General features: G+C 71.2%; 12 protein-coding genes and 1 riboswitch. Of the genes, 8 read left to right on the forward strand and 4 right to left on the reverse strand.

The window, feature by feature from the left end:
- Positions 1 to 26: 26 nt before the first annotated feature.
- Both proP and bcp read right to left on the reverse strand, forming a co-directional pair.
- Positions 27 to 1,529, reverse strand: coding sequence for a glycine betaine/L-proline transporter ProP (proP, locus tag ACZ7LY_RS12795; protein WP_471624571.1), 1,503 nt, complete (start codon positions 1,527 to 1,529; stop codon positions 27 to 29).
- Between the two features lie 128 nt (positions 1,530 to 1,657).
- Complete coding sequence (bcp, locus tag ACZ7LY_RS12800) at positions 1,658 to 2,134, reverse strand: thioredoxin-dependent thiol peroxidase (protein ID WP_471624572.1); 477 nt, start codon at positions 2,132 to 2,134, stop codon at positions 1,658 to 1,660.
- Positions 2,135 to 2,284: 150 nt separating this feature from the next.
- Between bcp and ACZ7LY_RS12805 the strand changes: the two genes are divergently transcribed.
- The 3 genes from ACZ7LY_RS12805 (at position 2,285) to ACZ7LY_RS12815 (ending at position 3,527) form a co-directional block, all read left to right on the forward strand.
- The gene (locus tag ACZ7LY_RS12805) at positions 2,285 to 2,641 is read left to right on the forward strand and encodes a DUF3618 domain-containing protein (RefSeq protein WP_471624573.1); all 357 of its coding nucleotides are present in this window, start codon (positions 2,285 to 2,287) and stop codon (positions 2,639 to 2,641) included.
- Between the two features lie 43 nt (positions 2,642 to 2,684).
- On the forward strand, positions 2,685 to 3,029 hold the full coding sequence (locus ACZ7LY_RS12810; RefSeq protein WP_471624574.1) for a GroES family chaperonin: 345 nt from the start codon (positions 2,685 to 2,687) through the stop codon (positions 3,027 to 3,029).
- 79 nt (positions 3,030 to 3,108) lie between these two features.
- Positions 3,109 to 3,174, forward strand: a riboswitch (guanidine-III (ykkC-III) riboswitch).
- Positions 3,175 to 3,206: 32 nt separating this feature from the next.
- On the forward strand, positions 3,207 to 3,527 hold the full coding sequence (locus ACZ7LY_RS12815) for a DMT family transporter (RefSeq protein WP_471624575.1): 321 nt from the start codon (positions 3,207 to 3,209) through the stop codon (positions 3,525 to 3,527).
- Here ACZ7LY_RS12815 and ACZ7LY_RS12820 read toward each other — a convergent pair.
- Positions 3,472 to 5,826: a transglycosylase domain-containing protein gene (locus ACZ7LY_RS12820; protein ID WP_471624576.1), complete on the reverse strand. Its 2,355-nt coding sequence runs from the start codon at positions 5,824 to 5,826 to the stop codon at positions 3,472 to 3,474. The genes ACZ7LY_RS12815 and ACZ7LY_RS12820 overlap by 56 nt on opposite strands.
- 82 nt (positions 5,827 to 5,908) lie before the next feature.
- Here ACZ7LY_RS12820 and ACZ7LY_RS12825 point away from each other — a divergent pair, with 82 nt between their 5' ends.
- The 4 genes from ACZ7LY_RS12825 to ACZ7LY_RS12840 all read left to right on the forward strand — a co-directional run bounded on the left by ACZ7LY_RS12825 (position 5,909) and on the right by ACZ7LY_RS12840 (position 9,344).
- Positions 5,909 to 6,799 (forward strand): ABC transporter permease, encoded by an 891-nt coding sequence (locus ACZ7LY_RS12825; RefSeq protein ID WP_471624577.1) that lies wholly within the window; start codon positions 5,909 to 5,911, stop codon positions 6,797 to 6,799.
- Positions 6,800 to 6,890: 91 nt separating this feature from the next.
- Positions 6,891 to 7,655: an ABC transporter permease gene (locus ACZ7LY_RS12830; protein ID WP_471624712.1), complete on the forward strand. Its 765-nt coding sequence runs from the start codon at positions 6,891 to 6,893 to the stop codon at positions 7,653 to 7,655.
- Between the two features lie 7 nt (positions 7,656 to 7,662).
- Positions 7,663 to 8,664: an ABC transporter ATP-binding protein gene (locus tag ACZ7LY_RS12835; protein WP_471624578.1), complete on the forward strand. Its 1,002-nt coding sequence runs from the start codon at positions 7,663 to 7,665 to the stop codon at positions 8,662 to 8,664.
- On the forward strand, positions 8,661 to 9,344 hold the full coding sequence (locus ACZ7LY_RS12840) for a DUF1707 SHOCT-like domain-containing protein (protein WP_471624579.1): 684 nt from the start codon (positions 8,661 to 8,663) through the stop codon (positions 9,342 to 9,344). The genes ACZ7LY_RS12835 and ACZ7LY_RS12840 overlap by 4 nt, the downstream gene beginning before the upstream one ends.
- Before the next feature lie 310 nt (positions 9,345 to 9,654).
- On the opposite strand, the gene ACZ7LY_RS12845 is transcribed toward ACZ7LY_RS12840, so the two are convergent.
- Positions 9,655 to 10,977 carry an SGNH/GDSL hydrolase family protein gene (locus ACZ7LY_RS12845; RefSeq protein WP_471624580.1) on the reverse strand — a complete coding sequence of 441 codons (1,323 nt, stop codon included), beginning with the start codon at positions 10,975 to 10,977 and terminating at the stop codon, positions 9,655 to 9,657.
- A gap of 226 nt (positions 10,978 to 11,203) precedes the next feature.
- Between ACZ7LY_RS12845 and ACZ7LY_RS12850 the strand changes: the two genes are divergently transcribed.
- Positions 11,204 to 12,580 (forward strand): DUF445 domain-containing protein, encoded by a 1,377-nt coding sequence (locus tag ACZ7LY_RS12850; protein WP_471624581.1) that lies wholly within the window; start codon positions 11,204 to 11,206, stop codon positions 12,578 to 12,580.
- The last annotated feature ends 12 nt before the right edge of the window (positions 12,581 to 12,592 follow it).

Consider the following 12,592-nt stretch of genomic DNA (forward strand, 5'->3'; position numbering starts at 1 on the left):
TGTCGAGGCCGATGGAGCGGTCCGGGTCAGAACTTGGGGGTCTGGGCTTGGGATTCGACCATTTCCGCGGCCTCTTCCGGGGTCTCCACCGAGGGCGGGGAGCCGGCGAGGGGCTGCTGGGCCGTCTCCTTCATGCAGGCGACGGCGATGACGCCGACGAGGGCGGCGGCCATCGCGTAGTACGCGGGCATCATGTCCGTGCCGGTCGCCGAGATCAGCGCGGTGATGACCAGCGGTGTCGTACCGCCGAAGATCGACGCGGAGAGGTTGTAGCCGACGGACAGGGAGCCGTAGCGGACCTGCGTCGGGAACAGGGCGGGCAGCGCCGCGGACATCGTGCCGAGCATGCAGACCAGGGAGAGGCCGAGCATCAGCATGCCGAGCGAGACCGCCCACAGGGCGCCGTTCTTCACCAGCAGGAACGCGGGGATCGACAGCACGAAGAAGCCCAGCATGCCCGCCATGAGCAGCGGCTTGCGGCCGAACCGGTCGGACAGCTTGCCGACCTGGTTGATCACGCACATGAGGATGATCATCGTGGCGATGAGGATGAGCAGCCCGTGCGTCTCGGAGTAGCCCATCTCGTCGGACAGGTACGTCGGCATGTACGACAGCAGCATGTAGTCGGTGATGTTGTACGCGCCGACCAGGCAGATGCACAGGATGAGCGTCGGCCAGTAGTCGCGGAAGATCTTGGCGAGGTCGCCCTTGGCCGTGGTCTCGACGGCGCCGGCCGCGTCGGACGCCTTGTGGGAGGTCTCGTCCTCCAGCTTCTGGAAGGCGGGCGTCTCGTCCAGGCGCAGTCGCAGGTAGAGGCCGACGAGGCCGATGGGGCCCGCGACGAGGAACGGGACGCGCCAGCCCCAGGACTCCATGCCGTCGCTGCCGAGCCACGTGGTGAGGATCGTGACGAGGCCGGCGGCGCCGACGTACCCGGCGAGCGTGCCGAACTCCAGGAAGCTGCCGAAGTAGCCGCGCCGCTTGTCCGGCGCGTACTCGGCGATGAAGGTGGACGCGCCGCCGTACTCGCCGCCCGTGGAGAAGCCCTGGATGAGCCGGAAGAAGATCAGCAGGACCGGCGCCCAGAAGCCGATGGTGGCGTACGAGGGGATCAGGCCGATGGCGAAGGTGCCGATGGCCATGAGGATCATGGTCATGGCGAGGACCTTCTTACGGCCCAGCTTGTCACCCATCGGGCCGAACACCATGCCGCCGATGGGGCGGACCAGGAAGGACACGGCGAACGTGGCGAACGACGAGATGAGCTGCACGGTGTCGTTCCCGGACGGGAAGAAGACGTGTCCGATGGTGACGGCGAGGTAGGAGTAGATACCGAAGTCGAACCACTCCATGGCGTTGCCGAGCGACGCCGCCTTCACGGCGCGCTTGACCGCGGCCTCGTCGGTGACGGTGATGTCGGTGCGCCGCAGGGGCGGGTTCCGGCGCCGTCTGACAGCGCGGAACAGGTTGCGGTGCCGTTTGACCGCCTCCGGGTCGAGCTCGGGCTCTTCCTCGGTCCCGGTGGTCATGGAGTGGATCCCTTCTCTGGACGCAGAATCGTTCCAGGGGATCACTTGCTCGATCGTGGCGGTTGCAAACGAAAGTCCCCGGGAGAGGGGACTTTCGTCACAGGATGCGTACCCGTGGGAGGCACGCGTCATTCGGCGGCGATGCCCAGATCCTTGATGATCTTCGCCACGTGACCGGTCGCCTTCACGTTGTACAGGGCGCGCTCGACCTTGCCGTCCTCGTCGACGACGACGGTGGAGCGGATGACCCCGGTGACGACCTTGCCGTACAGCTTCTTCTCGCCGAAGGCGCCGTACGCCTCCAGGACCTTCTTGTCCGGGTCGCCGAGCAGGGTGACCTTCAGGTGCTCCTTCTCGCGGAACTTGGCGAGCTTCTCCGGCTTGTCGGGCGAGATGCCGATGACGTCGTAGCCGGCGCCGGCGAGCAGCTCCAGGTTGTCGGTGAAGTCGCACGCCTGCTTGGTGCAGCCGGGGGTGAGGGCGGCCGGGTAGAAGTAGACGATGGTCTTGCGGCCCTTGTGGTCGGCGAGGGAGACCTCGTTGCCGTCGGCGTCGGGCAGGGTGAAGGCCGGGGCGGTGTCGCCGGGCTGCAGTCGCTCGCTCATGTCGCTCGCATCTCCTCGCGGATCGGGTGATACGGCTTGAGCGTAATGGGGGGTGCCGGGGGGTGGTGTGAGCGGTGAGCTGACAGACTGTCCGTCAGTACAGTGCCTTTTCCAGCAGTGCCATTTCCCAGCGACCACGGAGGCAGCGCGGTGTCGGACAGGTCCAGCACGTCTCACACGCCCGACGGCCCGGATACGCGGACGCCGGCGCAGATCGAGGCGGACATCAGGCGTCGCCGCGAGACCCTGGCCGAGACGCTCGACGAGATCGGGGTGCGGGTGCACCCGAAGACGATCGTGGGCGACGCGAAGGCCAAGCTCGTCTCGAACGTCGACCACACCCTCGGCCGCGCCTACGTCGGTGCCAACCGGCTGGTGTCGGAGGTGAAGGGGCAGTTCGTGACGGAGGACGGCGCGCCGCGCGTGGAGCGGATCGTGCCGGTCGCGCTCGTCGTGGTCGGTGTCGTCGGACTGCTCACGGTGGGTGCGCGGCGCCGCAAGCGCTGACCCGGTAGCGCGCGCCGGCGCGTGGGGCGGGTATTTTCGTCGCGTGAGCGAGAAGACCCAGCACGACGACAAGTTGCCCATCCGGATGCTGCACGACCGTGTGCTCGTGCGGCAGGACACGTCGGAGGGCGAGCGGCGCAGCGGCGGCGGCATCCTGATCCCGGCGACGGCCGCGGTCGGCAAGCGCCTGGCATGGGCCGAGGTCGTGGCCGTCGGGCAGAACGTGCGCACGGTCGAGCCCGGTGACCGGGTGCTGTTCGACCCGGAGGACCGGGCGGAGGTCGAGGTGCGCGGCGTGGCGTACGTGCTGATGCGCGAGCGGGATCTGCACGCGGTGGCCGCCGACCGGTTCGAGGGCTCGGAGGACTCGACGGGCCTGTATCTGTAGCGCGTCCTTCTCCGGCGCCGCGCGTTCGCGGAGTGTGCCGAGGGGCTGGTGACCATGGTCACCAGCCCCTTTTGCCGTGCTTTTGCTACCGTGGAGGCACCCGACGAGACGCGCCGTACCGGGCTCTACGCAAAGACGACGCACCCCCTGTTGAAGCTCAAGACGGAGGTGCCTGTCATGGCCTGGATTCTCATCGTGATCGCCGGCTTTCTCGAGGTCGGCTGGTCGATCGGCATGAAGTTCACGAACGGGTTCACGCGGCTGTGGCCGAGCGTGTTCACCGGCGCCGGGATCGTCGCCAGCATGCTGCTGCTCTCGTACGCGGCGAAGTCCCTGCCCATCGGTACGGCCTACGGCGTCTGGGTCGGCATCGGCGCGGCCGGCGCCGCCGTCGTCGGCATGCTCGTGCTCGGGGAGCCGGCGACGGCCGCGCGGATCTTCTTCATCGCCCTGCTGCTTGTGGCGATCGTCGGTCTGAAGGTGACGTCAGGCCATTGAGGCCGCCGAGGTCGCCGCTGCCTCCGGTGTCGCCGGGGCTCTGACCCGTGTCACCGCTCCCGCCCGTGTCCCCGGCGGTGCCGCCGTCCGTGCCGCCGCCGGTCTGCGGTGACGCGGTCGCCGTGGGCACCGGCTCGCTCGGCGTGTGGTCCGTGGACGGCGCCGACGGGCTCGTGGTGTCGCCGGAACCGGACGCGGACGGCGTGGCCGGCCCCGTGCCGGAGCGGCCCGGGGAGGGCACCGGCGCGGGCTCGTCGGCGCCGCTCTCCAGCCGCAGGTCGAAGTCGCGGGCCGGGGTGCCGGCGAGCGCGTCGCGGGTGAACTGGGCCCAGATCTGCGCGGGGAAGCCGCCGCCGTTGACGCGGGCGAGGCCCGCGGTGCCGTAGAGCGGGGTGTGGGCGCCGGTGTCGGGGTCCTGACCCATCACGGCGACGACGGTGGCGAGGTCGGGCGTGTACCCGGCGAACCAGGCGGCGGTGTCCTCCTCGGCGGTGCCCGTCTTGCCGGCGGCGGGGCGGCCCGCGGCCTTGGCGGCGGTGCCGGTGCCGCCCTCGACCACCGAGCGCAGCATGGACGTCGTGGTGTCGGCCGCTTCGCGGTTGACGACGGAGCGGGTGTCGCGGGCCGGCAGGTCGACGGCCTCGCCGTCCTTGCTGACCGCGTTCACCAGCGTGTACGTGCCGTGCTTGCCGTGTCCGGCGAGCGTGGCGTACGCCTGCGTCATGTCGAGGACGCTGGCGGTGGCGGGGCCGAGCGCGATGGACGGCGTGGCGGTCAGGTCGGGGGTGTTCGCGGGCAGGCCGAGGTCGATCGCGGTCTGCTTGACCTTGTCGGAGCCGACGTCGACGGCCATCTGCGCGTACACCGAGTTGACGGACTTGTCGGTGGCGGTGCGCACGGTGATGGGGCCGTAGGAGCGGTTGTCCTCGTTCTCCGGGGCGTAGGAGCCGCCGTTCCAGCCCTGTACGGGACGTTTGTTGCGGCCCTCGTAGACGGTGTTGGGGGTGATGGCGCGGCCGTCCTGGGTGGTGGCGGCGTTCTCGACGGCGGAGGTGAAGACGAACGGCTTGAACGTGGAGCCGACCTGGTAGTCGCGGCGGGTCGCGTTGTTGACGTACTGCTTCGTGTAGTCGATGCCGCCGTACATGGCGAGGACCTTGCCGGTGGCGGGGTCGATGGCGGCGCCGCCGGCGCGGACGTTCCGGTCGACCTTGCGGTTCTTCTTGTCGATCTGCGCCATGAGACGGTCGTCGACGGCCTTGGTGAACGCGTCCTGCTTCTTGCGCTGGAGCGTGGTCGTGATGCGGTAGCCGCCGGTGGCGAGCGTGTCCTCGTCGAGGATCTTGTGCTCGGTGATGTAGTCCTTGACGGCCTGCACGAGGTAGCCGCGCTGCCCGGACATGCCGGCGGGGCCCTTGGCGTCGTCGGGGGTGGGGAAGGTCATGCGGGCGCGCTCGGCGGGGCTGAGCCACTTCTCCTTGACCATGCCGTCCAGGACGTAGTTCCAGCGGGCGACGGCCCGGCCCTTGTTCTCGGGGTGCGCGATGACGTCGTAGGCGCTGGGGGCGTTGAGGAGGGCGGCGAGGTAGGCGCCCTGAGCGGTCGTCAGCCTGCCGACGTCGACGCCGTAGTACGCCTGGGCGGCGGCCTGGATGCCGTAGGCGTTGCGGCCGAAGTAGCTGGTGTTGAGATAGCCCTCCAGGATGTCGTCCTTGCTCGACTCGCGGTCCAGCTTGATGGAGATGAAGAACTCCTTCACCTTCCGCGAGATCGTCTGCTCCTGGCCCAGGTAGTAGTTCTTCACGTACTGCTGGGTGATCGTGGAGCCGGACTGCCTGCCCTTGCCGGTGACCGTGTTCCACGCCGCGCGCAGCATCGCCTTGGGATCGACGGCGGACTCGGAGTAGAAGTCGCGGTCCTCGGCGGCGAGGACGGTGCGCTGGACGGCCTTGGGGACCTGGGCGAGCTTCACGTTCTCCCGGTTGACCTCGCCGTCGCGGGCGATCTGGGTGCCGTCGGCGTACAGGTAGACGTTGCTCTGGGCGGTCGCCGCGGAGTTCGCCGCGGGGATGTCGACGAGGTAGTAGCCGAGCGCGAACAGGCCGGCGCACAGCAGCAGCACGGCGAGGACCGTGCCGAGCAGCATCCGCCAGGTGGGGATCAGCCGCCGCCAGCCGGTGCGCTTCGGGCGCCGGCCCTTCCGGGGCGGCTCGCCGTCGTCCCGGGTGCTGCCGGCCTCGGCCCCGGGCTCGCGCTCGGGCCGGGGCTGCTCGGGCGGGTGCGGCTCGTCGCTGCTCATGTCCTGTGGAACTCCTGTTTCGCGTCGTACGTCACGTACGCCTCGTACGACATACAAGACTCCTACATCACCCGGAAAATGCATGGCAGGCGACACCCGGCCCGCGCTAGGGTCCTGCGCTCGGCGCAGGGGAGACGAGGCGACGGCGGCACGGGGAGGGCGGGCGCGGGTGGAGCGGGTGTGGCTGTACGGGGCCGTGGGCGCCGGCGCGTTCCGGCGGTACGCGACCTACCGCAGGGCGACCTGGGCGGGCGTCTTCACCAACGTCGTCTTCGGCGTGATCATCGCCTCCACGTATCTCGCGCTGTGGGCCGAACGCCCGCATCTCGGCGGCTACGACCGCGCGCAGGCACTGACGTACGTGTGGGTCGGCCAGGCGCTGTACGCGGTGATGATGATCCAGCTCGGGGGCGGTTTCGAGGCGGAGCTGATGGAGCGGATCAGGAGCGGTGACATCGCCGTCGACCTGTACCGGCCGGCCGACCTCCAGGCGTGGTGGCTCGCGCACGACCTGGGGCGCGCCGCGTTCCAGCTCCTCGGGCGGGGCGTGGTGCCGATGGGCGTGGGGGCGCTGCTGTTCCCGCTCGCGCTGCCCGCCGCGCCGGCGCGCTGGGCGGCTTTCCTCGCCACGCTGGTGCTCGGCGCGGTCGTCAGCTTCGCGCTGCGGTATCTGGTGGCGCTGTCCACGTTCTGGCTGCTGGACGGGTCGGGCGTGGCCCAACTGACGGGCCTGGTCTCGACGTTCCTGTCGGGCATGCTGCTGCCGCTCACCGTGTTCCCGGGCGCGCTCGGCGAGGTGGCCCGCGCGCTGCCCTGGTCGGCGCTGCTCCAGGTCCCCGCCGACGTGCTCCTCGGCCGCAGGGGCGCGGCGGGCGCGCTGGCGTTCCAGGCGGGCTGGGCGGCGGTGCTGCTGGGCGCGGGGCGGCTCGCGCAGCGTACGGCGACGCGCAGGGTGGTGGTCCAGGGTGGCTGAGCCGAGGACGGTCCGGGTGCGCCGGGCGGGGCGGGTGCGTCAGGCGGGGCGGGTGCGTCAGGCGGGGCGGGCGTATCTGCTGATCTGCGCGATGTGGGTGCGCGCCACGATGGCCTACCGCGCCTCCTTCGTCCTGGCGACGGCCTGCACGTTCGCGCTGACCGGCCTGGAGTTCGCGGGCATCCTGCTCATGTTCACGCGCGTGGACCGGCTCGGCGGGTACGGGCTGCCCGAGATCGCCTTCCTGTACGGCGCGGCCGGCACCTCCTTCGGCCTCGCCGACCTCTTCACCGGCTCGGTGGGGCGGCTCGGGCAGCGGGTGCGCGACGGCAGCTTCGACGCGTTCCTCGTGCGGCCCGTGCCGGTCCTCGTGCAGCTCGCCGCCGACCGGTTCGCGCCGCGCCGCCTCGGCCGCATCCTCCAGGGGCTCGCCGTGCTGACCTGGGGCGTCAGCGCCGCCGACGTCACCTGGACGCCCCTGAAGGCGCTGTGCGTGCCCGCGCTCGTGGGGTGCGGCGCGCTCATCTTCACCGCCGTTTACGTGGCGGGCGGCGCCTTCCAGATCGTCGCGCAGGACGCCTCCGAGGTGCAGAACGCGGCGACGTTCGGCGGCGTCACCCTGCTCAGCTACCCGCCGAGCGTCTTCGGCCGGCACCTGCTGAGCGGCGTCACCTTCGTGTTGCCGCTCGCCTTCGTCAACTGGCTGCCGGGCCTGTACGTCCTCGGCCGCCCCTACCCGCTCGGCCTGCCCGCCTGGGCCGCGTTCGCGCCGCCCGTGGTCGCCGCCCTCGCCCTGTCCCTCGCGCTGCTCGCCTGGCGGGCCGCGCTCCGCCGCTACCGCAGTACAGGGAGCTGAACAGCCCGTGCACGACGACGAGTTCATCGCGGCCGACCGCGTGGAGAAGGTCTTCGACGTACGGCGCAGGACCGGGTTCCTGCGCCGCGAGCGACGGCTCGTACGGGCCGTCGACTCGATCTCCTTCCGGGTGCCGCGCGGCGAGATGGTCGGCTGCATCGGCCCGAACGGCGCCGGGAAGTCCACGACGATCAAGATGCTGACCGGCATCCTCACCCCGAGCGGCGGGCGGCTGCGCGTCGCCGGCATCGACCCCGCCCGCGACCGCACCCGCCTCGCCGCCCGCATCGGCGTCGTCTTCGGCCAGCGCACCACCCTGTGGTGGGACCTGCCGCTCATCGACTCCTACCGGCTGATGCGCCGCCTGTACCGCATCGAACGCCCCCGCCACGAGGCGAACCTCGCCCGCTGCGTCGAACTCCTCGACCTCGCCGACCTGTTGGACGTACCCGTACGGCAGCTCTCCCTCGGCCAGCGGATGCGCGGCGACATCGCGGCGGCCCTGCTGCACGACCCGGACGTGCTCTACCTGGACGAGCCGACGATCGGCCTCGACGTCGTCTCCAAGGCCAAAGTCCGCTCCTTCCTGCGGGAGTTGAACACCGAACGCGGCACGACCGTCCTGCTCACCACGCACGACCTCGGTGACATCGAGCAGTTGTGCCGCCGCGTCCTCGTCGTCGACCACGGCCGCCTCATGTACGACGGTGCCTTCGACGGCCTGCACCGGGCGGCCGGCGCCGCGCCCGAGCGGACCCTCGTCGTCGACCTGGAGCGCGAACTGCCGCCGCTGGACCTGGAGTCGGCCCGGGTGGTGAAGGTGGAGGGGAGCCGGCAGTGGCTGGCGTTCGCGGCGGACCGGCCGGCGGCCCCGCTGGTCGCCGACGTCGCCGCGCGCTATCCGCTGGTCGACCTGTCCGTCCGCGAACCCGACATCGAGGCCGTCATCGCACGGATGTACGCGAACGAGGGCTCCGCCGCGCCCGTCGCCCGTACGCTGATGCCATGACGGACGACTCCCGCCCCGGTGCCGACCCGACCCCCGCGCCCCCGCCCGTTCCCGCGCCCGCGCTGCGGGCCTCGGACGCCGACCGGGAGGCGGTCGCCGCGCGGCTGCGGGAGGCCGTCGCCGAGGGGCGGATCGACATGGAGGAGTTCGGCGAGCGCCTCGAATCGGCCTACGCGGCGCGTACGTACGGGGAGTTGGCCCCGCTGACGGGTGACCTTCCGGCGGTGACGGGTGCGGCCTCGGCCTCCGTCGACTTCGTGAAGCGGCCTGAGGGCGGTGTCCACTGGCCCGCGCGGATCGGCGGGCGGGCCACGTCCAGCGGGGCGTTCGCGTTCTGGAGCGGGTTCAGCCGGCGGGGGCGCTGGACGGTGGGCGAGCGGTTCACGGCGTTCGCCATGTGGGGTGGCGGTGACATCGATCTGCGCGAGGCGAACTTCGCGTCCCGTGACGTCGAGATCCGCTGCTTCACGATCATGGGCGGCATCAATGTGACGGTGCCGCCGGAACTGGACGTCGCCGTGCACGGCTTCGGTGTCATGGGCGGCGTCGACGACAAGGGGACGGGGGCGGGGTCGCCGGGGTCGCCGCGGGTCGTGGTCCGGGGGTATGCCCTGATGGGCGGGATCGGGGTCGAGCGGAAGGCTCCGCGGGGCGAGCGGAAGCGGCGGGGGCCTGTGTAGTCGGGCCTGCCCCTGATCTTCCCTGCTCGCCTTTCGTCGTGGCTGATCGCGCAGTTCCCCGCGCCCCTGGAGGGGCGACTGCGTCGCCGCTTCCCCCCTGGGGAAGCTGGGGCGGAGCCCCGCTTCCCCAAGGGGAAGCTGCACGGAGTGCATGCTTCAGGGGCGCGGGGAACTGCGCGAGAAGCCCCACCGGGCCGCAGATGACCACGCACGGTCATGCCCCGATAGGGGCGCGGGGAACTGCGCGAACGGTCACTGCAAGGGGGCCTGTGCTGGGGAACTTCCCGGCGCCCGAGGCTAGCCGCAGGCGTTAGAGTTCCGCGCCGGTGGTGCCCTTGAGGGACGTCAGGTCGAAGGCGTCGGCCATCTTGCGGTAGCCCAGGTCACTGGGGTGCAGATGGTCACCGGAGTCATACTGCGGCAGCAGCTTCCGCGGGTCGTAAGGATCCCGCAACGCCCGATCGAAGTCGACGTACGCGTCATAGACCCGCCCCGCACGGATCTGCGCGTTCACCCCCTGACGCACCGTCTCCAGCCGAGGCTCATACCCCCGGTGCCCCTCGAACGGCATCAGCGTCGCCCCGACAACCCGCAGACCCCGCTGATGAGCCTGCCGCACCAGCTCCCGCAGCCCGTCGGTGATCTGACGCGGATCGGTGCGGTGCGGGTTGCGCAGGATGTCGTTGATGCCGAGGTCGATGACGACGGCCCGCACACCCGACCGCGCCAGCGCGTCCCGGTCGAAGCGGGACAGGGCGCTCGGGTTGTTCGCCGGGCGGCCGAGGCCGTCGGAGAGCACGCGGTTGCCGCTGATGCCCTGGTTGGCGACGCCGTAGCGCGGGGCGCCAGGCTCGTTGCGCAGCCGGTCGGCGAGCACGTCGGGCCAGCGCCGGTTCGCGCCCATCGTCGAGGTGATGCCGTCGGTGAGCGAGTCGCCGACGACGACGACGGTGCCCTCCGCCTCGTGGCTGAGGACGTCGAGCGCGGTCAGATAGCGCCAGTACGGGCTCTGCTCGGTGTAGTGCGTGCCGCTCGGGTCCTCCGTGCGGTCGCCTTCGGCCACGTACGAGATCTGCCGGGCCTGCGGGTGGTAGGTGACCGGGCCGGACGGCGTCGGCGAGTACGTCGTGACGAGCATGTCGGAGTCGGCGGGCACCTGGATGCGGGCCGCGTCGCTCATGACCTGCTGGCCGGCCGGGATGACGACCGAGGTGTCGCCGGAGAAGGTCAGCCGGCGCACGGTGCCGGCGAGCGCGGTGGCGCTGCCCGGCGCGGACGCCACGCCGACGGAGGCGTGCGTGATGCTCAGCGGCTGCTGCCCGTAGAGGTTGGAGAGGGTGATGCGGGCCCCGGTGCCGCCGATGCTGGTGTGCACGATGTTGCGGAGGGAGCGGCCGTAGAAGCCCTTGGCCTCGGTGCCGGGCTCGGCGCCCGCCGGGGAGGCGGACCAGCTGCCGGCCCAGGTGCCGGTGGACGCGGGGGCGGCGGAGCCGCGCGGATGGGCGCCGCCCGCCTGGACGGAACCGTCTTCGCCGCGCAGCACGCCGGAGAAACCGACGTAGATCGCGGCGGAGATCACTACGGCGACCGCGACGAGCGCCGCCAGCAAGGCATAACCGTGACGCTTGGTCATGCGGCGTGAGTCTCCTCGGGCAGGGGGAGCCCGAGGCTCCGGGGTGATGATCCCATGATGCGACACGGGACAGATTCGGCAACGAGTGGGGGCGACTCTGCCCCCCTCCGACCATTCAGACGCCGGGAACTTGTCGTTCGTTCCGCGAGTCGGTCAGGAAGGGACAATGTGTGAGGGGAATGACAATGCCGGGACCGGCAAGAGATGCGCGGACGGGACGTGAGCCATGAGCGAGCCGGACAAACGGGATGAGCGCGACGAGCGGGATGGCGTGGGCGGCACTGCCCACGGCCAGTATGCCCGCGCGGACACCGCCGCGCCCCGTGCCGCCCGCCGGTTCACCGGCGAGTTCAGCCCGGCGGACGAGGAGAAGCGGCGCGGCGTGCGCCGCATGAAGCTCACCGCCACCGCCCTGCTCGTCCTGGTCGCCCTCGTCTACGTCCTCACGACCTGGGCGGGGCACACGGGCGCCGGCGCCTGGACCGGGTACGTGGCGGCCGCCGCCGAGGCCGGCATGGTCGGCGCCCTCGCGGACTGGTTCGCCGTCACCGCCCTGTTCCGCCATCCGCTCGGCGTGCCCATCCCGCACACCGCGATCATCCCGAGGAAGAAGGACCAGCTCGGCACGTCCCTCGGCGAGTTCGTCGGCGAGAACTTCCTCTCCGCCGACGTCGTACGGGACAGGCTGCGCGCCGTCGGCATCGGCTCCCGCCTCGGCACCTGGCTCGCCGACCCCGCCCACGCCGACCGCGTCACCGCCGAACTGGCGACCGCGCTGCGCGGCGCGCTGACCGTGCTGCGCGACTCCGATGTGCAGGCCGTCGTCGGGGAGGCGATCACGCGCCGCGCGGACAACGCGGAGATCGCGCCCGGCATCGGCAAGATGCTGGAGAAGGTCGTCGCCGACGGCGGCCACAAGCGGGTCGTCGACCTCGTCTGCGTACGGGCCCACGACTGGCTCGTCGCGCACGCCGACTCCGTCATGGACGCCGTGCAGGGCGGGGCGCCGGGCTGGACGCCCCGGTTCGTCGACAAGCGTGTCGGGGAGCGCGTCTACAAGGAACTGCTGCGGTTCGTCACCGAGATGCGCGACATGCCCGGGCATCCGGCGCGCGGGGCCGTCGACCGGTTCCTGCGGGACTTCGCGGCGGACCTCCAGGCCGACTCCGACACGCGGGCGCGCGTGGAACGCCTGAAGTCCGAGGTGCTCGGCCGCTCCGAGGTGCAGGACCTCATCGCGTCCACGTGGTCCGCCGTACGGGCGATGATCGTGGCCGCCGCCGAGGACGAGCGCAGCGAGTTGCGGTTGCGGGTGCGGGCGTCCTTGTTGTCGCTCGGGGCGCGGATGGCTTCCGACGCGAAGGTGCGGGCGAAGGTCGACGGGTGGGTCGAGGGGGCGGCGGTCTATGTCGTGACGACGTACCGGGCGGAGATCACGTCGCTCATCAGTGACACGGTCGCCGGGTGGGACGCGGAGGTGACGTCCCGCAAGATCGAGGCGCATATCGGGCGTGACCTGCAGTTCATCCGTATCAACGGCACGGTGGTGGGGTCGTTGGCGGGGTTGGTCATCTACGCGGTGTCCCAGGCGTTCGTCCGGTGACGGTGGCCTTCC

Source organism: Streptomyces sp. NPDC107550 (genome assembly GCF_055639095.1).

Bases quoted from the DNA above. Each gene is read 5' to 3' on its own strand.
- proP (WP_471624571.1), bottom strand. From the start codon at position 1,529: ATGACCACCGGGACCGAGGAAGAGCCCGAGCTCGACCCGGAGGCGGTC.
- bcp (WP_471624572.1), bottom strand. From the start codon at position 2,134: ATGAGCGAGCGACTGCAGCCCGGCGACACCGCCCCGGCCTTCACCCTG.
- ACZ7LY_RS12815 (WP_471624575.1), top strand. From the start codon at position 3,207: ATGGCCTGGATTCTCATCGTGATCGCCGGCTTTCTCGAGGTCGGCTGG.
- ACZ7LY_RS12820 (WP_471624576.1), bottom strand. From the start codon at position 5,826: ATGAGCAGCGACGAGCCGCACCCGCCCGAGCAGCCCCGGCCCGAGCGC.
- ACZ7LY_RS12825 (WP_471624577.1), top strand. From the start codon at position 5,909: ATGGCAGGCGACACCCGGCCCGCGCTAGGGTCCTGCGCTCGGCGCAGG.
- ACZ7LY_RS12830 (WP_471624712.1), top strand. From the start codon at position 6,891: ATGTGGGTGCGCGCCACGATGGCCTACCGCGCCTCCTTCGTCCTGGCG.
- ACZ7LY_RS12840 (WP_471624579.1), top strand. From the start codon at position 8,661: ATGACGGACGACTCCCGCCCCGGTGCCGACCCGACCCCCGCGCCCCCG.
- ACZ7LY_RS12845 (WP_471624580.1), bottom strand. From the start codon at position 10,977: ATGACCAAGCGTCACGGTTATGCCTTGCTGGCGGCGCTCGTCGCGGTC.
- ACZ7LY_RS12850 (WP_471624581.1), top strand. From the start codon at position 11,204: ATGAGCGAGCCGGACAAACGGGATGAGCGCGACGAGCGGGATGGCGTG.